We start from the raw sequence: 23,490 nt of genomic DNA on the forward strand, positions 1-23,490 counted from the left end.
GACCAAGATCGAACAACTCGTAATGCGTAGGTCTCGGGTTCGAATCCCGAAGGCGGCTCCACGACACCCCAGGTCACACAGCTCGTGACCTGGGGTTTGCTTTTCCTCCGCGTTCGGTCGTCCTCCGGTTTCGGTCGGAGGCGTCCCCGGAGGGCCGGGGGGAGCGCGAGGGGCGCATCCGGGCAGGTGGAGGGCATTGGGCTGCTCCCGTACGGCGGATCGTGCCGGGCACGCGCTAGACGCTGGTGAGGGCTGCCGCCAGGCCGTTGCGGGAGGTCATGCCCAGTTTGCGGAAGATCTTCGTCAGGTGGGCCTCCACCGTTCTGACGGAGACGTAGAGGGCCGCGGCCACCTCGGCGTTGCTGGAACCCGTGGCCACTCGGCGCGCGATGTCCCATTCGCGGCGGGTCAGTCCCAGGTGCTCGGGTGAGTCCGGTGTGGACTGGCGGCCGGCGCGGGCGCCGACCCGGCGCTGCTCGGCCACCACCGCGCCCAACAGGCCACGCGAGCGGGTGGCCTGGGCGATCGCCCGGACCTGGGCCATCTCGACCTCCGCCGTGTGCCATTGCCGCAGGTCTCCCAGGGCGCGGGCGCGTACCAGCCGGGCCGAGGCCTCGTCGTGGAGGAAACCCAGCGCGGCGAAGCGTTCCGCCGCCTCGGCGGCGAGCCCGGCTGCCGCGGCCGGCTGCTCCCGGTGGGCCTCGAACCGGGCGCGGGACGCCAGTGCGTGACCGCGCTGCCCGTCGAGCCCGAACTGCTCGGCCCGCTCGTCGGCCGTACGCGCCCACTCGGCTGCCTGAACGGTGTCGCCCTGGGCCAGCGCGAGGTCCATGAGCGCTCCCGCCCAGTACGCGGCGGTACACGCCTCGACGCGGTGCAGCTCGGACCCGCCGCAGGCGCGCAGCAACAGCGCGGTGGTCACGGCGGGATCGCCCCGTTCCCACCGCAGGCGCGCGGCCGTCCGCGCGGTCATGCCGGCGAGCCAGCCGCGTGGGTCGCACGACGCCGGCCCGGCGCCGGGCGGAGGCGGGGACGGGAAGCCGGCGGCGGGGCCGCCGAGGCGGGCCGCCAGTTCGGCGTGCGTGACGGCGGCGTACTCCTCCAGCGCCGTGATGCCCATCCGACCGGCGGCGCCGCGGGCGTCTGCCGCCGCTGCCAGGGCCTCGTCCGTACGGCCCTGCCTCGCCGCCGCGCGGGCCTGCCCCGCCAGCAGGTAGGGCGTGAGCGACCGGGGCGGCCCGCCCCGGTCGCTCACGCGGAGCCCACGAGCGAAGTGCCGCAGCGCCTCGGTGTCGCGCTCCCAAAGGGTCTCCGCCCAGGCCAGCAAGGTCAGTGTGCCGAGGTCCGCGGCGCATTCGTCGTCCGAGCGCCCGTCGATCAGCTCAGCGGCCGAGGCCAGGCGGTGGCCGGTCGCGGGAATCCTGCCGGTATAGGCGGCCGTGAAGGCCTCGATCACCGCCAACCGCGTCGTGAACTCGGCCGCGGGCGGGCTCGGCAGGAGGCGGGACGCCAGTTCGAGGTGCCCGACGGCGTCGTGGTTGCCGTCCATCACCGCGCAGACGGCGGCCTCCGCGGCCACCTTGGCCCCCAGCTCTCCCCCCATGCGTTCGGCGCGGGACAGCTCCCGGCGCAGCGGCAGGTAACCCTCGCGGGGGCGGCCCATCGTGAGCTCGGCCCGGGAGTGCGCCAGCCTCGCAAGCGTCAGCCGGCGCCGGTCCGCCCCGCCCGAGTGCACCTCCTTGAGCAGGGACCGGCTCACCCAGGGGCGCCCGCAGGACATCTCGGCTTCGGCGAGGTCCAGGATGAGGTCCGCACGGTGAGCAGGGTCCCTGGTCAGCCGGAGCGCGGTGCGCAGCCAGCGCGCAGCGCTGTCCGGGCGGGCGGAGAGCACGTCGCGGGCCGCCGCGGCGAGGTCGGGGACGGCGTACGGGTCCGCGCGGCATTCGCCGCGCGCCAGGTGCTCGGCGATCTCGGTGGGTGGTGCGGCCCGGTGCCTCAGAACCGAGGCGGCCCGGGTGTGCAGCAGCCACCGCTGTCCGGGGAGCACCTGGTGGTAGCAGGCGGCGCGCACCAGCGGGTGCCGGAACCCCCACGCGTGGGGCGGATCGGTGCACGGCCGCAGCAGATCCAGTGTCGCCAGCCGGTCCACGACGCGGGCGCAGTGCGCCGGGCTCCTGGCGGCGACGGCCACGAGCAGACCGGGGTCGACCGGTTCCCCGAGAACCGCGGCGATGTCCAGCACCTGCCGTTCGTCCTCGGTCAGCGAGGCGAGTTCCGCGTCGAGCCCCGGTATCCGGAGGGGCACCGGCTCCTCCCGGACGTCCGGGCGCGAGGGCCCGTCCGCTCCGCGGAGCAGGGCCGCCGCGTAGCCGGGCAGCCCTTGGGCGAGCGCGTGGGCCCGGTCGACGGAGGCGGCGCAAAGGCCCGGGGCCATGAGCGCCACATCGCCGCGCCCCAGTGGTCCGACGGGCAGCCGCCAGGACGCGACGACCCTGCCGTCGAGCGCCGACCGGACCCAGGGTGTGCACTGGCGCGGACGGTACGCGGCTGCGACGACCAGCCCCGGCACCGGGTCCCGCAGGAGTGCGGCAAGCGACTGCGCCGAGCGCTTGTCGGCGAGATGCAGGTCGTCGAGCAGCAGCAGGCCCGCGCCGCCGGACCGCACGGCCGCGGCGAACGCGGCCCGCAGGTCCGTGCCGGCCCGGCCCCGGTCCTCCGCGGCGCCGGCGGAGCGCGGGACGTCCGTCCGCGGATGTCCTCCCCGAGGGCCGCACACCGTACCGGAGAAGGTCCACACCGGCAGGGCCCGGGCCGAGGCCTCGGCACCGAACGCGGCCAGCAGCGCGGTCTTCCCGGAAGCCGGCTCTCCGGGCAGATCGAGCAACGCCTCCTGCCGGGAAGGGCCGTCGAGCAACGCGCGTAGCCGGTCGAGATGGGCGAGCCGGCCGACGATCCTCTGACCGGCGCCGGCGGATGCGTACTCCGGCGGTGTCCGCGGCAGGCTGGTCACGTCTGTCTCCCCTGCTGGTTCTCGAAGAAAGAGTCGTGCTGACCCGGTACGTGGGTGTCAGGCACGGCCGAGGCAACCGCCGTGCCCGGGAAGGGACGCTAACGAGCCGTCAAGTCCGCACGAAGCCGCCCGTTCGGAGGGCTTGCGCAAGGCGGGATGTCCCGCACGCGTACCAGCAGCGGGTGGTGGCTTGCCGCGGTCACCGGGCGGCGGCCAACGCCCCTGCGGAAGCAGCGCTGTTGCGGCCGGCATTGCGGGTTTCCCCGATGTCGGGGGCGGGCGCGCTGTGCGAGATTTCCGTCTCGGCGGACCCGGGTACGGGTTTCCGCTTCGCGTTCCGCACGGTACGGGGCCGTCGGTCCCGGCCTGTGGAAGCCACCCTCCAGGTCCCCGGGCCGTGTGGTCGTGGACCCCGAACCGAGATTGGACGTGTGATGTCCGACATCCAGCTCACCGCCGAGGAGCGACGCAGCTTCGGCGCCCTCGTGGCACAGCTCTGGAGCGACGAGGAGCTCGCCACCCGCTACCGGGACGAGCCGGTCGCGGTGCTCGCCGAGTACGGAATCAGCGCGCGGGAGGCACTGCCGGTGCCGCCCGCGCCGGTCGAGGAGATCAGCGACGAGTCCCTGGGGCTGCTCGGGGCCGTCGGCGCCGGCACCTGCGGCTCGGCCAGCTCGGTCTCCTGCCCCGGCTGCACCGCCAGCACCGTCGGGTCCGGCAACTGCTGCCTCTCGGAGGCCGCGCCTCCCCCGCAGTAGACAGACCGCCCCGACCGGTGATTCGTCCGTCGGCTGGCGGGGCCGGGCCCCGCCAGCCGGCTCCGACAGAAGAGCGAGAAGAACCCATGGGGGAGACCGCGATCCCGAGCTCCGCGGCGGTCGGCGAGGTCCTGGCATGCCTGGACGGCCGGCGTCCGGCCCTCAGCCCGGCCGTGGCACACCGCTGGCCGGCGCTCCACGCGGGCCACGGGCTGACGGTCGTGGCCCGTGCCGACGTCGCACGCGAGGCGCTGGCCGATCCGCGGCTGGTCGTCGGCGACGGCGACGGCAGGCTGCCCGCACTGCGGATCAGCCCGCACGACGACCTCGACGCGGTGTTCCGGTCCATGCCGAGCCTGCGCGACGGCTCGGCGCACGCCCGGCTGCGCCGCGTGGTGGCGCCGTACTTCACCCGGCGGTCGGCCTCGGCCGCGCGTGCGGCCATCGCCGAAACGGTCGAGCGGACGTGGCCGGCGGACGCCGGGCAGGGCTTCGACTTCGTCACCGGCTACGCGGACCGCCTGCCGGTGCGACTGGCGCTCCTGGTCATGGGGCTGCCCGGGGAGGACACCGAACGGCTGGAGCACTGGGCCCGGATGCTGAGGGACCGCATCAGACCCGGCACCCCCGGGGGAGACGGCGACGCCCTCCCCGCCGAGCTCGCCGAACTGCGGCGGTACGCGAGGACCGCTCTGGCCACCGCGGACCACGGGCTGCTGCGCGCGATCGCCGAGGCCGTACGGGCCGGGGCCGCGGACGAGGCGGAGGGCTTCGCGCTGTTCGTGCTCCTGCTGACGGCCGGGCTGGAGACCCTCAGCCAGGCGCTGGCCCAGGCGGCGCACCGGGCGGCCCTGGAGCCGGACTGGCTCGCAGGCCTGCGCCGTGAGCCGGACCGCGCCCACGACGCCTTCCGCTCCGCCCTGCGCGCCGCGAGCCCCCTGAGGATGCTGGCCCGCCGCGCGGCCTGCCCGGCGTCGGCCGGCGGTCTCGCACTCCCGGCGGGGCAGACCGTGGTGGTGCTGCTGGCCGCCGCGCTCCTCGGCGAGCCCGCAGGTGCCGGCCCCCGCACCGGCCCGGAGGCCGCCCTCGCCTACGGTCACGGTCCCCACATCTGCCTCGGCATGCACCACGCCGACATCGCGGGCGCGGAGTTCCTCCGCTTCCTGGCCGGACGTCCGGGCAGGCTCGTCGTCCTGCCGGGCGCCGCACCGCACTGGTCGCCCGCGGTCCAAGGCTGGTCCCGGCTGCCGGTACGCGAGGTCCCGCCGGGCTCCTCGGGGGCGGGCGGCTCCCCGGGCGCCTTCCCGGGCGATTCCCCGGGCGCCTCCCCGGACGATTCCCCGGGCGGCTCCCCCGCAGAGCTTTCCCCGGAGCGCACGTGATGCCCGAACACGGCAGGGAGAAGGGGACGGCCATCGACGCGCGGCAGGTACCGAACGGCGCGGACGCGGCGGAGTCCGTCACCGGCGCGCCGCGGACGGAGGACGGGATGCCGGCGGCCGGTGCCGAGCGGGAGGCCGTCGCCGAGGCGCGGGCGCAGGAGCGGCTGGCTTCCGCCGCGCGCATCGCCGGTGAGCGGATGGCCCTGGCGCCACCGGGCTTCCTGATCGCGCTGGCGCTGGTGCTCGCGGTGGTCGCGGGCCTGGTGTCGTGGGCGGCGGTCGGTACCGTGCAGTCGACCGTCCGGCTGGAGGGCGTGCTGGTGCACGGAGACGGGCCCCGGCCGGTCGCATCCTCCGTCGCGGGGACGGTGCTCAGCGTGGCCGTGGCGCCGGGGGACGCGGTGCGTGCCGGCCAGCAGGTCGCGGAGGTCGCCCTGGCGGGCGGCGGTACGCGTGCGGTGCGTGCGCCGGCCGCCGGGAACGTGCTGGGGATCGCCGCCGCTCCCGGCACGGTCCTTTCCCCCGGCACACCGGTGGTGGCCCTGGACAGCGGCGCGGGCGGCCTGCGCGCGTGGATGTTCCTCGGCAGTGACCGCGGCTTCCCGGTGGCCCAGGGAGCGGCGGTGAGCGCGCAGCTGTCGTCCGACCGGTCGGCGGTCTCGGTGAGCGGCGAGGTCCGCTCGGTGGGTTCCTACCCGATCACCAGCGCCGACGTCAGCCGGATGCTGGGCGGCCTGCCGGCTTCCCTGGCGGTGCGCGGCCAGGGCCCCTTCCGCTTGGTGACGGTGGATCTCCATGCCGCGCAGGTCGCCGGTGCGGCCCGGATCCTGCTGGACACCGGGGACGTCGCGTCCCAACTGCCGGCGCTGGTGCCGGTGGTCGCGCGGGTCCGCACCGGCTCGGTCCACCCCCTGGACGTGCTGACGGGGGGCAGCTGGTGAGCCGTGCCCGCCGCGTCCCCTACGTCCCGCAGGCCGAGGAGACCGACTGCGCGCCCGCCTGCCTCGCCTCGGTGCTGGCCTGCCACGGCCGGCGCGTGCCGCTGCGCGAACTGCGCGAGGCCACCGGCGCGTCCAGGGACGGTGTCGACGCGCTGACCTGGCTGCGCGCCGCCCGGGACCAGGGCATGCGGGCGTCGGCGGTGCGGCTCACCGTCCCGTGGCGGGACGGCGTGCCCGATCCCTCCGGGCTCGCCTCGATGCCACTGCCGGTGGTGGCGCACCTCTCGGACGGTCACTTCGTCGTGGTCGAGCGGCTGCGCGGCGACCTGCTGACCGTGGTGGACCCCGCCGTCGGCAGGCACCGGATGCCGTTCGCCGAACTGGCGCCGGAACTCAGCGGGGTGCTGCTGACGGCGCGGCCGGGGGCGGACTTCGTGCGCGGCGGGCCGCGCGGCACCGCGGGCCGGCGACTGGCGGCGGTGCTGTCCGCCCAGTGGCCCGGCGTCCTGTGCGCCGTGGTGCTGTCGCTGGTGGGCGGGGCCATGTCCCTGCTGCTCGCGATGACATTGAAACTGCTGGCCGCCGACGCGGTGTCGGGAGGTGCCGGCGGCGGTCCGCGGCTCTACGCGGTCACGGTCGCCGTGGGCCTGGTGTCCGGGCTTGCGGTGGCCGCGCAGAACCAGATCCTGGGCCGTCTCCAGGTGCGCCAGTCGCTGATGATGTCGGTGGACCTGGTGTGGCGGCTGCTGCACATCGACGGACGGACCCTGCTGCGGCGCGATCCGGGTGCGATGGCGGCCAGGGCGCAGGCGGTCGACGCGTTCAGCCTCGGTCTCGTCAACCAGCTGGTGCCCGCGGCAGGCGCGGTGGTCAACGCGGCCCTGCTCGGCACGGTGATCGTGCGCGAGGACCGGGTCGTCGGCGGTCTCGCGGTCGGTCTCGGCCTGCTGGTGGTCGCGGTGCCGCTCCTGAGCTGGCGGCGTCAGGCGGCGGCCGCCCTGGTGGAGACCCGGCTGACCGCCCGCAGGGACGCGGCGGGCTTCACGGCGCTGCGGGCGCTGGACGCGGTCAAGGCCGGCGGCGGTGAGGCCGAGGTGACCGGTCGGTGGAGCAGCCTGCACGCGGTCGCCGTGCGCGCCACCTCGGTGCACAACCGGCAGCAGCAGACACTCACCGCTCTTCCCTCGGTGCTGGCCGTCGGGGTTTCCTCCCTGGTCGTCCTGGCCGCGGCGCCGCGCATCCTCCATCTGCACATGACGCTCGGAGCGCTCTTCGCGGTGCAGAGCCTGGCCGGCGGCTTCACCGCGGCGGCCGCCACAGCGGTGGGCGGGCTGCTCGCGGTGCCCGGGCTGCTCACCCGCATCGGCCTGCTGGACGACCTGCTCGCCGAGCCGTACGACCCGTCCGCGGTCCGGACGGTGGGGCCGGACACCGGTTCCCGCGCCGCGGGCTCGTTGCGGATGGAGGGGGTGACGGCCGGATACGGTCCTGCCCGGGCCGTGCTGTGCGAGGTGGACCTCGACGTGGCGGCGGGGGAGTGGGTGGCGGTCACCGGGCCGACCGGTGCGGGGAAAACGACGCTGGCCCGGCTGGCCGCGGGGGTGCTGGCCCCCGGAACGGGGCGGGTGCTGCTGGACGGCCGGCCGCCGGCCGAAAGACCCAGGGGCGAACTGGTCCGGAGCGTCGCCTGGGTGGACCAGACCATCGAGCTGTTCGCGGGAACGGTGGCGGAGAACGTGGCGCTGTGGGACGAGACGGTGAGCGACGAGGCGATCGACCGGGCCCTCCACGACGCGTGCCTGGACCGGGTGGTGGACATGCGGGGCGGTAGCCACCGGGCGGTGGTCGCCGAGGGCGGCGTGAATTTCAGCGGGGGCGAGCGGCAGCGGCTGGAGATCGCCCGGGCACTCGCCGCTGACCCGTCCCTGCTGGTACTCGACGAGGCCACGGGCGCCCTGGACCGGGCCGTGGAGCAGGAGCTCTTCGTGCGGCTGCGGCGGCGCGGCGTGACGGTGCTCATGCTGGCGCACCGGCGCTCGGCGGTGCGGGCGTGCGACCGCGAACTGGTGGTGCGCGAAGGCCGGGTGAGGCCGTGCGACCCGGCCGTCCCGGATCCGCCCCGCGGTGCGGGCCCGGGTGCCGGTACGGGGACCTCCGTGCGTACTGCCGTGGGGGGCGACCGGTGACCGCCGAGACCTCGCCCTTCTCCCCGCTGGACCGGTTCCTCACCGGCGCCCCCGCGCCCGCCTCCACCCGGCGCGGCTGCGTGGAGGAGGTCGCGGCCCATCTCGGCGTCGCACCTGCAGGGGCCCGGCCCGCAGCCCCGACCGAGGAGGGCCCTGCCGACGTCCAAGGCGCCTTCGAGGCCGTCGGGTTGCGGGCCCGCGCGGTGACGCTCGGCGGCGACTGGTACCGCACCCCGCTGCACCCCCTGCTCGGCTACTGGCGGGACGGTTCACCTGTCGCGCTCCTGCCTCGCGGGCGCTCCTTCCGGCTGGTCCTGCCGGGCCACGGCACGATCGACCGGGTGGACGCGGCCACCGCGGCGGAGCTGACCGGGTGGGCGTGGGAGGTGACACGGCCGCTGGAGGCGCGCCGGGCGCGGGACCTGGCCGCGCACGGGCGCAGGCGGGGGGACCTGCCCCTGCTGCTGGCCGCCGGCCTGGCCGCCGCGGTGCTCGGCGCCTTCCTGCCGTCCGCGGGCGCGATCGCCCTGTCCGCGGTGCTCGGGAACCGCACCGGAGCCCTGGGCGAACTGGCCGTGCTGGTCGGCTTCGGGCTGGGCGTCTACGCCGGCCTCGTCTGGCTGCGGAACCTCGCGCTGGCCCGGCTGGAGTCCTACGCCGAGGCGGTCCTCGGGCCGGCCGCGCTGGACCGGCTCCTGCGGGTGCGGGCCTGGCGGCTTCGCGACTACACCGCCGGCGACCTCGCCGTGCGGGTCGCCGGGGTCGACGCGGTCCGCCAGATGCTGGGCAACACCACCTTGTCGGCCATCCTGAATCTGCTGTTCGGCCTGGCGAGCCTGGTCGTCGTCATCGTGCTGGCGCCCTTGCCGAGCCTGCCCGCACTGGCGCTGGTGCTCGGCGCCGCCCTGCTCGCCGCCTGGTTCGGAACGCGCCAACTGACGCACGACAGAAAGGTGTTCGCGCTCTACGGGGAGGCGTCGGCAACGCTGCTGGAGATGCTGCGCGGCCTGGACAAGATCCGGGTCGCCGGTCGTGAGGAGCGCGCCTTCGGCCGCTGGCTGGAGGTCTTCGCCGAGCAGAAGAGGCACGACCTCGCGGCGTTGGGCTGGCAGTCCGCCGCCGCCGGTCTCACGGCGGCGCTCCCCGGCCTGCTCTACGCACTGCTCCTGGGCGCGCCGCTGCTGTTCGGGACCCCGCGTCCGGGCGCCGCCGGCCTGCTGGCGCTCAACATCGCCCTGACGCAGTTCATCGCCGCCGTCGCCCAGGCCGGGCGTATCGCCACCGCCGTCTTCGGCGTGGTCCCCGTGGTGGACCGGCTGCTGGAGGTGGTGGGGCTGGAGGCGGAGCCCGCCGGCGACACCGTTCCCTCCGCCCGCCGGCTGGCCCTTCGCGACGTGGGCGTGCGCGCCCCCGGCGGCGCACCGCTGCTGCGGGGCGTGGACCTGGACGTGGGCCCGGGCGAGTTCGTCGGCGTGGTGGGGGCCTCGGGCGCCGGCAAGTCCACCCTGGTGCAGGCCCTGCTCGGCCTCGTGCCGCTGGCGGAGGGCGAGGTGCGCTTCGACGGCCGCAGGCTGGACGGCCTCGACCCGCTCTCGGCGCGGCGCTCGTTGGCCGCGGTGCTGCAGGACGCGACCGCCACCGGGACCGACATCCGCGGCACGGTCGCCGCCGGCCGGCCCGGCATCGACGACGCCGCGGTGTGGGCCGCCCTCGACGGGGTCGGCCTGACCGAGGAGGTGCGGGCCATGCCCCTGGGGCTGACCACCCCGGTGGGCGCCGGGAACCGCATGGTCTCCGGGGGCCAGCGCCAGCGGCTGCTCGTCGCCCGCGCGCTCGCCGGCCGCCCGCGGCTGCTGGTCCTGGACGAGGCGACCAGCGGCCTCGACCCGGCCACCGAGGTGGCGCTGCTGGGCCGACTCGCCGACGCGGGCCTGGGCCGGATCGTGGTCACCCACCGGGTGGAGTCGCTGGCCGCGGCGGACCGCATCCTCGTACTGGAGGCCGGCCGGCCGGTCGCGGTCGGCCGGTATCGCGAACTGCTGGCCGACTGCCCCGAGTTCGCCCGCCTGCTGGACCCGGTGGGCACGGCGGCCGGACCCGAGGGGGAGCGGTGAAGCTTCCGTCCGCCGCCCGCACCGCGGGAAGCCCCGGAGCCGGGCGGGCACTGCGCGGCCTCGGCGACCTCGCCGACGTCCTGGCCACGGTGATCACCGCCGGCGCCCCGCCGGCCGACCGGGCCGCCGCCGGCCCGGCGGCGATCCACGGCGACGACGCCCGCCGCCGGGCCGCGCGGTGGGCCCTCGCGGCCACGGGCAGCCCCGACGTGGACGCGCCGGCCGTACGCGCCGCGGTGGCGGCCGGAGCCCTCGGCACCACGGACGTCCTCGCGGCGCACGCGGGGATCGACCCGGCCCGGCTGGTCGCCCTGCCGGCCTGGGCCCGGGACCTCGCCCTCCTGCTGCGTGCCCTGCCCGCCGACTCGGCCGGGGACGACGGGCTGTGGGCACCGCAGCGGTGCATGCGGCAGGCCACCCGCGAAATCCTGCGGGCCGACCTCGCCGACCTGCGCGCGACCGGTCGCGCGCCGGAGCTCACCGAGAACGCCGAACGGGACCTGGCCGAGCAGGGCGCGGAGCGCGTCCTCGCGCACTGCGGGCCCGCCGTCGACTTCGACCTGCGCTTCCTCGGGCCCCGAGAGATCGACGGCTCGCGCGGCGACTGGTGCCGGCGCCTCACGGCGCTGCCGGTCCTCGGCTTCCTGGTCGGCACCGCCGTGCGGCAGTGGCGGGCCGCCACCCGGGAGATGCTCGTCCGGCTCGCCGCGGACCACGACCTCCTCGCCCAGGGCCTCTTCCGGCAGACGGGCCCCGCGCCCCTGGACCGGGTCGCGGGCGACGCCGGAGATCCCCACGACGACGGGCGCAACGTCGCCGTGCTGACCTTCGCCTGTGGCCGACGCGCCGTCTACAAGCCCCGCGACCTGCACTGCGCCGCCGCATTCCTCCAACTGCTGGACGAGACGGCCGACGCGTTCCCCGACCCGCCGCCGCACCGCCGCCCCCTCCTGGCCCGCGACGGCTACGCCTGGGAGGGGTACGTGGAACGCGGCGCCTGCTCCGCACCGGGCGAACTCGCCGACTACGCGCGGCACCTGGGCCGGCTGATCCGACTGGCCACCGTGGTGCGGGCACGCGACCTGTGGCAGGACAACCTGCGCCCGTCCGGTGCCCTGCCGGTCGTCCTGGACCTGGAAACGGTCATGCACCCCCTTTTCACCACGGGCGGGGACGATCCGGTGGAGGCCGTACTGGCGGACACCGTACTGCCCACCGGCATGGTGACCGCCCCCGTGCTGCTGCGCCCCGGCGGCCCGGCGGTGGACGTCGGCGGGTGCAGTCCGGCCGACCGCAAACCGGTCCCCTTCCGCCCGGAGGTGCCGCGGCTGAACGAGCACGGCCGGGACCTGGGGCTGCTCGACGGGTCGCTGTCCTGGCAGCCGGAAAGCATGGCCTGGTGCGGAGACCACGTGGCCGACCCGCGCGAGCACACCGCCGCGATCGCCGCCGGCTACCGGGAGGCGGACACCGCGCTGGCCCGGTCGGCGGAACGGCTGACCGCGCCCGGCGGCGCGGGGCACGCCTTCGACGGGACCGTGGTCCGCGTGATGTGGTCCAGCACCTGGACGTCGTTCACCACGATGCGGGCGGCGGAGGCCCCCCAGGCGCTGACGGGCTACGAGCGGCGCGAGGCGGTCCTGGCGCGCGTGCTGCGGGCCGAACTGGCCCACGGCGCCGACCCCTCCCGGCCGGTGACGGCCGGCCGGATCGCCCTGGCCGCCGCCTCGGTCGCCGACCTGCGGCGCCTGGACGTGCCGATCTTCCGCAACGTCGTGGGCGAGACGGACGTGCTGACCTCGACCGGCCGGCGGGTGCCGGGCCTGCTGGTGCCCGGGGGCGGGGCCGAACTGCGCGCCCGCCTGCTGCGAACCCGGCAGGGCCCCGACCGGGCCGCGGAAGCCGTCCTGCGTTCCTGCCAGCACCTGGTGGACGTCCACACGGGCCACCGCCGCCCCGTCCCGCCGCACCCCGCACACCCGCCCGTCGGAGCGGACGACGAGGTGCTGCTGCGACTGGCCGGGCTCCTGCTGGACGGCGCGGCACAGGCAGCGATCCGGGACGCCGGCGGCGGCACCCACTGGATGGGGCTGCGGCACGAACCGGCGCTGGGCATCACCGTGCTCGCCAGGGACGACGGGGCCCCGGCGGCTTTGCGCCGTGCCGCCGACGCACTTGCCCGCGCGCGGGCCGACACAGGCCGCCGCGACTCGCCGGCCGACGTCGACAGCCGCCCGTCCCCTCCCCGGCGCCCGGTGCCGGGCCGCTACTGCGCACTCGGCAGTGACGCGTTGCTGCGGGCAGGCGAGCGCGCGGCCGCCGTCGCCGCCGACGACGACGTGACCGCCGGCGAGCGGGAGTCGGCACGGCAGACGCTGCGTGAGATCGGCTGGGAGTTCGCGGCACGCGCCGAGCAGGGCTCCTGCCTCCCCGACCGGCTGGCACCCGCGGAGCATCAGCTCGGCGCCGGGGACGGCCTCCCCGCCGTGGTGCTCGCGCTGCTGCGCGCCGCCGGCCAACCCGTCCCACCCGTCCGCAGGACGCCGCCGCCCGCCGAACCGTCCTCACCCACAAGGAGCACACGATGACGGAGAGATCCCCCGGCCGCAGGGTGCTGCGGTTCCGCCCTCACCTGACCGCGGAGGTCGTGCCCGGTGAGGCGGTCTACCTGTTCGCCGAGGACACCGCCTACGCCGTGCACGGCTCCGCGGCCTGCGACCTGGCGCCCTTCCTCGCGGGGAAGCACACCGAGGACGAGATGGTCACCGCCCTCTCCGCCGACCACGCCCCGGAGATCGTCTACCACGCCCTGGCCAGGCTGCGGGCCCGCGGGTACGTGATCGAGGTGGACGCGTCGCTGGACCCGGCCGAGGCCGCGGCCTGGGAGACCGCCGGCTACGACGGCGAGGGCGTCCAGCCGCTGCTGGACGCCTTGAGCTGCGAGGTGAGGACGGTCGGGGACGTGGATCCCGAACCCCTGCGCCGGGCCCTCGCCGACGCCGGCACACGGGTCGTCGACCGCGGGGCGGGTCTGCTGGTCGTGCTCGCCGACGACTACCTCAACCCGCTGCTCGACGAAATCAACAGGGCGGCCCTGGCGTCCGGCAGACCGTGGCTGCTGGCCAGACCCACCGGGGCCGCGGCGTGGATCGGCCCGGTCTTCGAACCGGGCGGCGGAGGGTGCTGGGAGTGCCTGACGTTCCGGCTGCGGCGCAACCGGATGGTCGAGACCTACGTGGAGGAGCGCACCGGCCGGCGGTACGTCCCCGCGCCCGCCGGCACGGCGGCCGGCACCCTCCTCGCCGCACAGCTGGTGGCGCTCAGAGCGCTGCGGTGGGCTGCTCGCGCCGCCTGGACCGGCGGCGTCGACGGCGCCCCCGCGCCCGGCCACGGCCATGTGGACATGGTGCGGCCGCTCACCGCGGAACGCCTCGAACACCCGCCCGTGCACCGGCCGCAGTGCCCGCGGTGCGGCGACCCCGCGGCCCAGGCGCGCGTCGGGGAGCGTCCGATCGTGCTCGCCCCCTCGGTGCCGGCGGTCGCCCGCGACGGCGGACTGCGGGCCGTCGACGGCAAGGAGCTCATGGGAAGGCTGGAGCGGCTCGTCAGCCCCGTCACCGGAGTGGTGTCCGGCATCGAGGAGTTCGGCACCGACGACCCGAGGCTGCCCCCGGACCTGCTGCACACCTGCGTGGCCGGGCAGAACTTCGCGCTCGGTGCCACCGGGCTCGAAGCGCTGCGGGAGGGCATCCGCAGCCGCGCTGCGGGCAAGGGCACCACCGCCCTCCAGGCCCGCCTCGGAGCCGCGTGCGAGGCGATCGAGCGCTACTCGGGCCTCTACCACGGGGACGAGGCGCGCATCACCGCCACGTACCGGGAACTCGGCGACGCGGCCGTCCACCCCAACGCGGTCTCCGGCTACAGCGCGGCGCAGTACGCGGACCGGGAACGCTGGAACAGCACCGGCTCCACGTTCACCGTGGTGGCCGTCCCCTTCGACGAGGACGCCCGGCTGGAGTGGTCGCCGCTGCACTCGCTGGCCGGGGGCCCCACCCGGTGGCTGCCGACGATGCAGCTCTACTACTTCTACCCCAAGCACACCAGGACGCTGTACGCCTGGGCCGACTCCAACGGCTGCGCTGCCGGCACCACGCCCGAGGACGCGCTGCTGCAGGGCCTGATGGAGCTCTTCGAACGGGACGCGGTGGCGATCTGGTGGTACAACCGCCTGCGCCGCCCGGCAGTCGACCTGGAATCGGCCGACGACCCCTTCGTCGCGGCCTGCGTCGCCGCGTACCGCGCGGTCGGCCGTGAACTGTGGGTGCTGGACGTCACCAACGACCTCGGTGTCCCGGCCTTCACCGCCGTGTCGCGGCGCGTGGACAAGCCCGTCGAGGACCTGCTCCTGGCGTTCGGCGCCCACCTCGACCCGGCCATCGCCCTGCGCAGGGCGATCTCGGAGCTGAACCAGTTCCTGCCGGCGGTCCTGCACGTCGGCCACGACGGCGAGGGCTACCGCTACCCCGACCCCGTCCAGATGCACTGGTGGCGCACCGCCCGGCTCGCCGACCACCCCCACCTCGCCCCCGACCCGGCCGCCGCACCCGTGCGGCTGGACTCCTTCCCCCGGCAGACCAGCGGCGACATCGCCGTCGATCTGCGGTACGCCGTGGACCTGTGCACGAAGGCCGGACTCGACGCCTACGGGGTCGACATGACCCGGCCGGACATCGGCCTGCCGGTGTTCAAGGCCGTGGTGCCCGGACTGCGGCACTTCTGGGCGCGGTTCGGGCCCGGCCGGCTCTACGACGTGCCCGTGCGTATGGGCTGGCTCGACGAGCCGCTGCCGGAGCAGCGACTCAACCCCGTGGCGATGTTCCTGTGACCGGCCCGGTGCCCGGAACGCGGCCCCGCCCTGCCGGACAAGCCGTTCCACCCGCGCTTCCGGCAGGGGAGCGCCCGACCCGCCGGGAGCCCACGTTGACCACCTCACCGCCCCTTCCCACCACCGGTTCGCCCGCCGTCGCCCTCTCCCTCCCCGCGCCCTGGGAACTCGTCCGCGCCGCGGGAAAGCTGACGCTGCGCGGGCCCGGCGACGCGGCCGATCTGGGAGACGCCGACGCCGAGGTGGAGGCGGCCCTCCGCAGCGCCCTCCTCGGCACGGCCGCGCCGGAGCGGGCCGAGGACCTGCTGCTCGACGATCCCGACCCGGGCACGGCGGTGGGCCGCATCGCCCGCTTCCGGCGGCTGCTCGCGGTGCTGTCCCCCCGCGCGGTGCGCCACGTGCTCGCCGAGGACGGCGAGCTGATGCGGATGGTGCCGATGGCCGAGCCGGTGCCGCACACACCGGCGGACCTGGCGCCCGGGGCGACGGTCCGCCTGTCGCGCGCCGCGGTGATGCGTGCGGAGAACGGGACGACGGCGGCCGAGACCGCGCTGCGCGGGCTGCGCGTCCTGCTGCCCGATCCACGGGTGGTGGCGCTGCTGGGCACGCTGGGCGCGCCGGCGGTCTGGGACGCGCCACCGGACCCGCGCTGCGGTCTGCCACCCGCGACCGCGCGCGAGACGGTCCGCTGGCTCGTCGCCTGCGGGCTGCTCGCCGTCGCGGATGCCGGCGGCCGTTTCGCGGAGGACACCGGCGTGCTCGGCCAGTGGTCCGCGAACGACCTCCAGGTGCACACGCGGTCGAGGCTCGGTTGGGACGACCGCCCCTACGGCGCCACCTTCCGGCTGCTGGGCACCACCGCACCGCAACCCGCCGTCCGCGCCGGGCACCACGGCCGCGCTGTCGCGTTGCGGCGGCCCGCCCACCTGCGCGCCCGGCCGGACGAACCGTCCTTCAGCGAGGTGCTGGAAGCCCGCCAGTCCATCCGGACCTACGGTCCCCGGCCCATGTCCGTCGACCAGCTCGGTGAATTCCTCTTCCGTACCAGTCGCACCAGGGCCCGCTACGGCCCCTACCCGGAACGCGGCATGCCCTACGAGGCGGCCGACCGCCCCTACCCGAGCGGAGGAGGCGCCCACGACCTGGAGGTCTACGTCACGGCCCACCGGGTGGAGGGCCTGGCGCGCTCCTTCTACCACTACGATCCCTGGCGGCACGAGCTGGTGGAGGTGTGCGACGCGCGGCCGGTCGTCGACGCGCTCGTGGCCACCGCCGTCCAGTCCAAGGGCGACGGCGCACCCGACGCGGTGCTCACCGTGACCTCGCGCTTCTCCCGGCTGGCCTGGAAGTACGAGCGGATCGCCTACGCGACCACGCTGCGCAACGTCGGCGTGCTCTACCAGACCTTCTACCTCGCGGCGACCGTCCTGGGCCTCGCCCCCTGCGCGCTCGGCGGCGGCGACGCCGGACTGGTGGCAAGGGCCACGGGGAGCGACCCGCTGGTGGAGGGGTCCGTCGGGGATTTCGCCCTCGGCAGCCTCCCCACCGGCGAATCACTCGCCGCGGAGCGCGACCGGACCCAGCGCAGCGACCCCCGCTGGACGGCCGGTCAGGCCCCCGAGTGGTGCCAGATCCGCCGCGAGGTCATCGCAGCGCACCCTGTGGAATCCCCCTGAGCACAGCCGGCCGGGCAGAATCCGGGGCGAATCCGGAGGGCGGTACCCGACGCGTGGTGGGATTCGGGGAGCGCCCGCTGCTGCTGCGCCGCGGCAGATTCGTCGTCACGTATCGGTCCTCCTTCTTGCGATGACGGCGACGGTGGTGAGTGCGACGGCACATGCGGCGAGCGTGATCACGGAAGAGTTGAGATAGGACGGAATGACCGCTTCCATGGTGCGTCCGTCATTGCTTCGGCATCCGAAATGGAGGGGAATGAACGACGGCTCATAACCCGTCAAATGACCCTTTCCGACCGCGGCATTGCATGCGGTCGCCCGATCGGCGTCATCGAAGAAGAGCAGGTGCAGGACCCCCCAGGTGTACATGCCCACGGTGGCGCATCCCGCCAGGGTCGCCGCGGATCTGATCGCCGTTGCCGACCGGATGCTCCGGGCTCGCAGCGCGAGCCTGATCCCGCGGGCAAGAAGCCACGGAGTGGCGACAGCGCCGGCCAGCAGCAGAAGAAGCACCGTGGCGGGGTCGTGGCCGTCGTACGGTTGGTCGCCTGAGAGCATGCGTGTGGCTTCCTCGTGGGTCTGCGACTACATGTTCCGGGAAATGGAATGGTACTTCTCCGCCACGTAGTACAGCCCCACTTGCTTCTTCGCCTCGGTGAAAGCGGGTTCGGTGTAGTCCGGCTCCGCGGTTCGGCGGGGGCGCGGGTGGCCGGGTGGCTACCAGCGGGGGCCGCCGGTCCAGGGGCCCTGCGGGGTCGGTCCTGCCGGCGCCATCGGCGCGGGGGCGCTGTGCGCCGCGGTGGCGAGCGGCCGCAGGGCCGGGGGCGCGGTGGTTGCGGTGTCCTGCGACCGGTGGGTGCCGAAGATGATCAGTGCCCACAGCAGGCAGCCGAAGGAGGCGGTGTGGAGGAGGGCGCGGACGATGTTCCAGGCGACCCAGCTGTCCTCGAAGTCCTCGCGTGCGGCCGCCAGGTTCTTGACGCGGTCGGGGCTGCCGGCCTTGGCGAGCTGGTCGTTGAGCGGGACGTTGATGCCGCTGGTGACCATGAAGGCGACCAGGTAGAGCACCAGCGCGGCGATCAGCCACGGCAGCGCGGCCCGGCCGTGGCCGCGCCAGGCCAGGACGACCGCGAGGGCGAGCAGGGGGATCGCGGTCATGAAGGGCAGCATGAAGACCGGGTTGAGGATGGCCTTGTTGATGTTCTGCATCGCTTCGACGAAGGTGCGGTCGGAGGAGCGTGACAGGCCCGGCATGACGGAGTAGGCGAAGGCCGCGAACAGGCCTGCCATCAGGCCGGTGGCGAGGGCGGTCAGGACCAGGGTGGCCTGCTGCAGGTTTTTCATGCGTGGTGCCTTTCGTTCCAGATGCGGGTGGCGGCGGCGCGGCGGGCGTGGTCGGCGACGTCGCGCGGGGCGCGGCCCAGGGCGTGCCGGACGCCGTCCGCGAGGTGGGCGCGGCGGCCGACCTCGGGCAGGCCGCCCGAGCGGGAGCCGATCCGTGCCTCCAGCCTCGGGCCGCGCGGAGCGCCGACCAACTGCCGATCCGGGAAGGCTCGTTAAGGCGGGAGTTATGAATACGGCGACGGCCGCCGCGAGAGGTGCGCCGGGCGTGGCGCGTCGCGGCATCGGGATCGTCCTGACCGTCGCCGAGGAACCGCACTTCGGGGGTTGCAGGCGCACCACTTGGTGCCTGGGGCGGCGACGAGGACGGAAGCTCTCAGCAGCCGCCGAGTGCGGCGCGCGCGGCCGTCAGCGTGTCGACGCTGCCGGCGAAGACGGCGGTTCCGGTAACCGGGTGGGACTGCCCGCGATCTCCGCTGAACGAGCCCCCTGCTTCCTCCACGATCAGGGACAGCGGCGCGTAGTCCCAGACCTTCCCTCCCACCTGCACTGCCAGGTCCAACTCTCCCGAGGCGACCAGCAGCCCCGCGTGCACCGACCAGTCGGCGACAACCGCCTTGTCCGTCAGCCTGTCCACCTGGGCGCGGAGTGCCACGGGAATCAGGTCGAGCGGCGGGAGAACCCCCACCGTGCACTCCGCCAGCGTGGACGGCGACTCACCGACCCGCAAGGACCGCTCGCGGACCGGACGGCCGTCCTCGACATCGGCGATGAACGCGCCCTGGCCGCGAACCGCGTACCAGATCCGCCGCTGGGCAGGGACGATCGCGACTCCGACCACCACGCAGCCGTCCTCCTCCAGGGCGATCAGGGACTGCCAGCGGTCGTCACCCTGGACGAACACCAGCGTCCCGTCGATGCCGTCGAGGATCCACCTGCGCCTGCCCGCCCCGCGCTCCCCGGTTTCCTCCCCCAGAAAGGCGTCGTCGGGTCGCTCGGCAAGCAGGACACGGCGTACCTCTTCCTCAACAGCGAGATCCGCCTCGGTCACCACCGAACCGTCCGCCTTCTGCTGCTGGGTGAGGGTGCGTACACGGTCGAAGTAGCGCAGCCCCACGGCGGCGCCGGCAAGGGCCGCCTGCTGGGCCAGGGCGAGGTCGTCGAGCATGGCGTGAATGATGCCGCATCGGCGGACACGACAGGTGGTGCGCGCCCTGACCCACTCTCTGAGCGGCCTGCCCACCTGCCTGTTGCCGCCGCGCGCCCGCTGGTCCTGACCGCGAGGCCGCCGGTCCGGCGACCAGCGCGTGGTCGCGTGCAGCAGTGTGCGGCGTCGACGGTTCCCCATTGCCGTCCCGGTGGACTACCAGCGCGGGCCACCGGTTCCACGGGCCTGTGGTCCCCGCGGCATCAGGCCCGCCTGCGCCATCGGTGCCAGGGGAGCGTCCATGAGGCTGTCGTGTTGTGCCGTGGCTGCGAGCGGTCGCAGAGCCGGAGGGGCAGCGGTCGTGGTCTCCTGCGACCGGTGGGTGCCGAAGACGATCAGCGCCCACAGCAGGCAGCCGAAGGCGGCGGTGTGCAGGAGGGCGCGGACGATGTTCCAAGCGACCCAGCTGTCCTCGAAGCCCTTGCGCGCGGCTGCCAGGTTCTTGATCCGGATCGTTTCGACGAAGGTGCGGTCGGAGGAACGCGCCAGGCCCGGTACGACGGAGTAGGCGAAGGCCGCGAACAGGCCGGCCATCAGGCCGGTGGCGAGGGCGAGACCAGGACGCGCCGCCGCTCGGCGTCCACCGACGCGACGGCTCCGGCGGTCGCCTCGACCTTGAAGCCGGTCAGGTCCGCTCCCGCGGGGTGGCCGGACGTCGCCCGGTAGGTCCAGATGCTCTCTGTCACGTGGTGGCCTGTCATTGGTCGGGAGCGTTGCCGGTGATCCCGGTTTCCCACGGATCGGTGAACGCCCCTCGCCGGCCGCCTGCCCCGGAACGGCGTGCCCAGACCGCCAGGTCGCGACGTGGTGCCGCACTTCACCGCGGGTGGTGGATCCGATGGTGTTATGTGGTGCCCATGAACGAGGAGCAGCGCCGGTTCGACGAGATCCCGGTCGACCGGTCCGAGGGCTTCGGCGAGCGTCTGCTGGGCGTGCTGCTGGACCGTGCCCACGAGATGCCGCCGCATCTCATCGCCCCGCTGGTCGCCGAGGAGGTGGCCAGGGTCGGCGGCCGGGACGTGTCCGTACTGCTCCAGGACTACGAGCAGCTGATGCTCATGCCGTTGCCCGGCACCGGGCTGCTCCCCGGGGCGCCGCAGCCGATCGACGGTTCACCGGCCGGCACGGCCTTCCTGGAGGCGCGGACCGTCGAGGTTCCGCTGGCCGCGGGGACGCGGATGTTCCTGCCGCTGCTGGACGGCAGCGACCAGGTGGGTGTCATGGCCGTCAGCCTGGACACGGTGACCGACGACGACCGGCGGCTGCTGCGGCGGCTGGCCGGCCTGGTCGCCGACATGGTGGTCACCAAGGACAGCTACACCGACATCTTCGCACTGGCCCGGCGGCGGGCCCCGATGAGCGTGGCCGCCGAGATCCAGTGGTCGCTGCTCCCGCCGCTGCGCATGTCGGTTCCCCAGGTCGAGATCGCCGGAATCCTGGAACCGGCCTACGACGTGGCGGGCGACAGTTTCGACTACGCCCTGAACGGCGACGTCCTGCACTTCGCCATGATCGACGCGATGGGCCACGGGCTGAGCGCCGCCGTCATGGCCACGGCCGCCATCGGCGGCTACCGGCACTCCCGCAGAAGCGACGTGGGCCTGTCCGGGATCTACGCCTACATGGACGAGATCATCGCGGCGCAGTTCGGGCCCGAGCAGTTCGTCACCGCCCAGATGATGCAGCTCGACGTGCGCACGGGGCACCTGCAGTGGGTCAACGCCGGCCATCCGTGGCCGCTGCTCATCCGCGACCACGAGGTCGTCGCGCAGTTGGGGGGCAGCACGACCCTCCCGGTGGGGTTCGGCGGGCAGGAACCCCTCATCAGCGAGCAGCAGCTGCTGCCGGGCGACCGCGTGCTGTGCTTCACCGACGGCCTCGTCGAGGAACACGTGAGCGGGGGTGAGGAGTTCGGGCTCCCGCAGCTCATCGACGTCATCGCCGACGTCGGGCGCCACCGCGCCGGAACGCGCGCCACGGTACGGGACCTCTCCCACGCGCTGATGCAGGCACGCGGCGGAATCACCAGCGACGACGCGACGATCCTGCTCGTGGAATGGCGCGGCGGCTCCGCCGACCACCTGGTGGCGATCGACTGACGGCACCCGGTGGTGGGCCGCTCCGCCGGGGACCGCGCGGGAGTAGGGTGGGGTCACCGAGAGTTCTCCGTGCACCCGCAGCCTGCCCGTGTCGTTTTCGGCGATCGACGACCACCGGTCCGGTCGACCCCGGTCCGGGGTGAGGTTCGCGTCATGACGGCGACCAAGGGCGACACGCCAAGGGCGCGCGTATGCGTCCCCGACGTTCCCGACGTTCCCCCGGCTCCTGAGACAGGGCTCCCTGTCGCGCGGCCACCGCGGTTGTCCCTGGTCCCGGCCGGTTCGGGCCGTACCCTCATCGACGGCGCGTGGTGGCCGTACTCCCGGGACCTGACCGCGGAGCTTCCCGCGCTGGCGGGCGTGCTCGGCAGCCGCGGGGAGCGGATCACGCGGGCCACCGTCAACCCGGCCCGCTGGCCGGTGGTCCCGCGCAGGGTGCCGGTCGAAGGGCACGTGCTGAAGGTCGGCTGGTTCGCGGAACAGGACCTGGACCTGCTGATGCTGGTCTCCTACCGCTCCGGCCGCTGGGACCTGCTGGTGGTCCCGCCCGAGACGGACGCGGAGACCGCCGAGTGGCTGATGGCGGCCGCGGCCGACCCGCTGCGGACCTCCGCCCCCAGCGACCTGGTGGACGAAGCAGGCGCTCGGCACGAGGCGGACCGCACCGCCGCCGGAGAATCGGCGCAGCGTGCCGTTTGGGACTCCGAGGGAGGCCGGGCCCCCCGCCGTCCGACCGGCGCACGGACATGACAGCTGCGGACCGTCCCGGTCGTCATCGTCGACGGTGCGGGACAACGGTGCCGGTGCCGGTGTCTGCGGCCGGGAACGCGACACGCGCGGCACGCCTGGCAGCAGGCCACCGACCCGCGACACGACTGACAACGTTGGGACTCCACATGACGGTAGCCGCGCACGCAACGGGGACGACCACAGGGCCGACGCGGGTGGGCCAGGACGTTCCGGCCGCGGGTGGCCTCCCGCACGTCCCGGACCCGGGGAAGGTCACGCCGAAGGACGCCCGGGAGCTGTCGAAGCTGTTCTTCGACCGCCTCCGGACCCTGGAGGAGGGGACCGCGGAGTTCAGCCGCGTGCGCGGCACGCTGATCGAGATGAACATGTCGCTGGTGCGCTTCGCCGCCCGGCGCTTCCGCAGCCGCGGCCCGCAGGAGTGGGAGGACATCATCCAGGTCGGCACGGTCGGGCTGATCAAGGCGATAGACCGCTTCGACCTGTCCCGTGAGACGGAGTTCACCACCTTCGCCATTCCGTACATCGTCGGCGAGACCAAGCGCTTCTTCCGCGACACCTCCTGGGCCGTGCACGTACCGCGCCGCCTGCAGGAGCTGCGGCTCGAACTGGCCAAGACGCGCGACCACCTGACCATGGTGCTGGACGCGCCGCCCACCGTGGGGCAGGTCGCCACGAGCCTGGGGATCGGCGAGGACGAGGTCGTCGGTGGCATGCTGGCCGCCAACGGCTACACCGCCGGCTCCCTCGACCTGCCGACCGGCGACGACGGCGGGGAAGGCGGCTTCCTCTCCTACGCCGAGACCATCGGCGCCGCCGACCCCGCCCTGGGCCTCTTCGAGAACCTCCACACGCTCGGCCCCCTGCTCGACACGCTGGACGACCGCGAGCGCCGGATCCTCCGGATGCGCTTCGGCCAGGAGCTCACGCAGTCCGAGATCGGCGGGCGGCTCGGCCTGTCGCAGATGCACGTGTCCCGGCTGCTCGCCCGCATCCTGGCCAAGCTCCGCGCCGGCATGTCCACCGACGCGTAGCCGCCGAGGGCCGCGGCCACGGCGAGTCGGCGGCTCGGAGCGGCGGCTTCCGGAGCCTTGGACGCGGGTCGAGAGCAGTCCCGCCACCGGCGCCGGGGGCGTGCCGGCCG

18 protein-coding genes are annotated in these 23,490 nt (G+C 74.8%); 11 read left to right on the forward strand and 7 right to left on the reverse strand.

Annotated features, from left to right (window positions below):
* Nucleotides 1-235 precede the first annotated feature (235 nt).
* Nucleotides 236-3,010, reverse strand: coding sequence for a LuxR C-terminal-related transcriptional regulator (locus ACH4SL_RS01720; RefSeq protein ID WP_398441303.1), 2,775 nt, complete (start codon nt 3,008-3,010; stop codon nt 236-238).
* Nucleotides 3,011-3,441: 431 nt separating this feature from the next.
* On the opposite strand from ACH4SL_RS01720, the gene ACH4SL_RS01725 reads away from it, so the two are divergent.
* The 8 genes from ACH4SL_RS01725 to ACH4SL_RS01760 all read left to right on the forward strand — a co-directional run bounded on the left by ACH4SL_RS01725 (nt 3,442) and on the right by ACH4SL_RS01760 (nt 16,952).
* Entirely contained in the window at nt 3,442-3,768 is a 327-nt protein-coding gene (locus ACH4SL_RS01725; RefSeq protein WP_398441304.1) for a hypothetical protein, read from the forward strand.
* A gap of 86 nt (nt 3,769-3,854) precedes the next feature.
* Complete coding sequence (locus tag ACH4SL_RS01730) at nt 3,855-5,150, forward strand: cytochrome P450 (RefSeq protein WP_398441305.1); 1,296 nt, start codon at nt 3,855-3,857, stop codon at nt 5,148-5,150.
* Entirely contained in the window at nt 5,150-6,091 is a 942-nt protein-coding gene (locus tag ACH4SL_RS01735; RefSeq protein ID WP_398441306.1) for an HlyD family efflux transporter periplasmic adaptor subunit, read from the forward strand. The genes ACH4SL_RS01730 and ACH4SL_RS01735 overlap by 1 nt, the downstream gene beginning before the upstream one ends.
* Entirely contained in the window at nt 6,088-8,277 is a 2,190-nt protein-coding gene (locus tag ACH4SL_RS01740) for an ATP-binding cassette domain-containing protein (protein ID WP_398441307.1), read from the forward strand. The genes ACH4SL_RS01735 and ACH4SL_RS01740 overlap by 4 nt, the downstream gene beginning before the upstream one ends.
* Nucleotides 8,274-10,391 carry an ATP-binding cassette domain-containing protein gene (locus tag ACH4SL_RS01745; protein WP_398441308.1) on the forward strand — a complete coding sequence of 706 codons (2,118 nt, stop codon included), beginning with the start codon at nt 8,274-8,276 and terminating at the stop codon, nt 10,389-10,391. The genes ACH4SL_RS01740 and ACH4SL_RS01745 overlap by 4 nt, the downstream gene beginning before the upstream one ends.
* Nucleotides 10,388-12,979 (forward strand): type 2 lanthipeptide synthetase LanM, encoded by a 2,592-nt coding sequence (locus tag ACH4SL_RS01750; protein WP_398441309.1) that lies wholly within the window; start codon nt 10,388-10,390, stop codon nt 12,977-12,979. The genes ACH4SL_RS01745 and ACH4SL_RS01750 overlap by 4 nt, the downstream gene beginning before the upstream one ends.
* Nucleotides 12,976-15,276, forward strand: a complete 2,301-nt coding sequence (locus ACH4SL_RS01755) for a TOMM precursor leader peptide-binding protein (protein ID WP_398441311.1) — start codon at nt 12,976-12,978, stop codon at nt 15,274-15,276. The genes ACH4SL_RS01750 and ACH4SL_RS01755 overlap by 4 nt, the downstream gene beginning before the upstream one ends.
* A 95-nt stretch (nt 15,277-15,371) precedes the next feature.
* Nucleotides 15,372-16,952, forward strand: a complete 1,581-nt coding sequence (locus ACH4SL_RS01760; RefSeq protein ID WP_398441312.1) for a SagB family peptide dehydrogenase — start codon at nt 15,372-15,374, stop codon at nt 16,950-16,952.
* 105 nt (nt 16,953-17,057) lie between these two features.
* Here ACH4SL_RS01760 and ACH4SL_RS01765 read toward each other — a convergent pair whose 3' ends face one another.
* The 6 genes from ACH4SL_RS01765 to ACH4SL_RS01790 form a co-directional block, all read right to left on the reverse strand.
* Nucleotides 17,058-17,510, reverse strand: coding sequence for a hypothetical protein (locus ACH4SL_RS01765; RefSeq protein ID WP_398441313.1), 453 nt, complete (start codon nt 17,508-17,510; stop codon nt 17,058-17,060).
* A gap of 159 nt (nt 17,511-17,669) precedes the next feature.
* The gene (locus ACH4SL_RS01770) at nt 17,670-18,296 is read right to left on the reverse strand and encodes a DUF1772 domain-containing protein (protein ID WP_398441314.1); all 627 of its coding nucleotides are present in this window, start codon (nt 18,294-18,296) and stop codon (nt 17,670-17,672) included.
* Complete coding sequence (locus ACH4SL_RS01775; protein ID WP_398441315.1) at nt 18,293-18,487, reverse strand: hypothetical protein; 195 nt, start codon at nt 18,485-18,487, stop codon at nt 18,293-18,295. Before ACH4SL_RS01775 ends, ACH4SL_RS01770 begins: the two co-directional genes overlap by 4 nt.
* Nucleotides 18,488-18,669: 182 nt before the next feature.
* Nucleotides 18,670-19,461 (reverse strand): inositol monophosphatase family protein, encoded by a 792-nt coding sequence (locus ACH4SL_RS01780; RefSeq protein ID WP_398441317.1) that lies wholly within the window; start codon nt 19,459-19,461, stop codon nt 18,670-18,672.
* Nucleotides 19,462-19,656: 195 nt separating this feature from the next.
* Nucleotides 19,657-20,034, reverse strand: coding sequence for a hypothetical protein (locus ACH4SL_RS01785; protein ID WP_398441318.1), 378 nt, complete (start codon nt 20,032-20,034; stop codon nt 19,657-19,659).
* Nucleotides 20,034-20,186: a hypothetical protein gene (locus tag ACH4SL_RS01790; RefSeq protein ID WP_398441319.1), complete on the reverse strand. Its 153-nt coding sequence runs from the start codon at nt 20,184-20,186 to the stop codon at nt 20,034-20,036. Before ACH4SL_RS01790 ends, ACH4SL_RS01785 begins: the two co-directional genes overlap by 1 nt.
* Nucleotides 20,187-20,357: 171 nt before the next feature.
* Between ACH4SL_RS01790 and ACH4SL_RS01795 the strand changes: the two genes are divergently transcribed.
* The 3 genes from ACH4SL_RS01795 to ACH4SL_RS01805 all read left to right on the forward strand — a co-directional run bounded on the left by ACH4SL_RS01795 (nt 20,358) and on the right by ACH4SL_RS01805 (nt 23,380).
* Nucleotides 20,358-21,599: a PP2C family protein-serine/threonine phosphatase gene (locus ACH4SL_RS01795; protein ID WP_398441320.1), complete on the forward strand. Its 1,242-nt coding sequence runs from the start codon at nt 20,358-20,360 to the stop codon at nt 21,597-21,599.
* A 261-nt stretch (nt 21,600-21,860) separates the two neighbouring features.
* The gene (locus tag ACH4SL_RS01800) at nt 21,861-22,349 is read left to right on the forward strand and encodes a DUF5994 family protein (protein WP_398441321.1); all 489 of its coding nucleotides are present in this window, start codon (nt 21,861-21,863) and stop codon (nt 22,347-22,349) included.
* A 146-nt stretch (nt 22,350-22,495) separates the two neighbouring features.
* Entirely contained in the window at nt 22,496-23,380 is an 885-nt protein-coding gene (locus tag ACH4SL_RS01805; RefSeq protein WP_398441322.1) for a SigB/SigF/SigG family RNA polymerase sigma factor, read from the forward strand.
* Nucleotides 23,381-23,490: the final 110 nt, after the last annotated feature.

It is taken from the genome of Streptomyces sp. NPDC021020 (assembly GCF_044333285.1).
GTDB lineage: Bacteria > Actinomycetota > Actinomycetes > Streptomycetales > Streptomycetaceae > Actinacidiphila.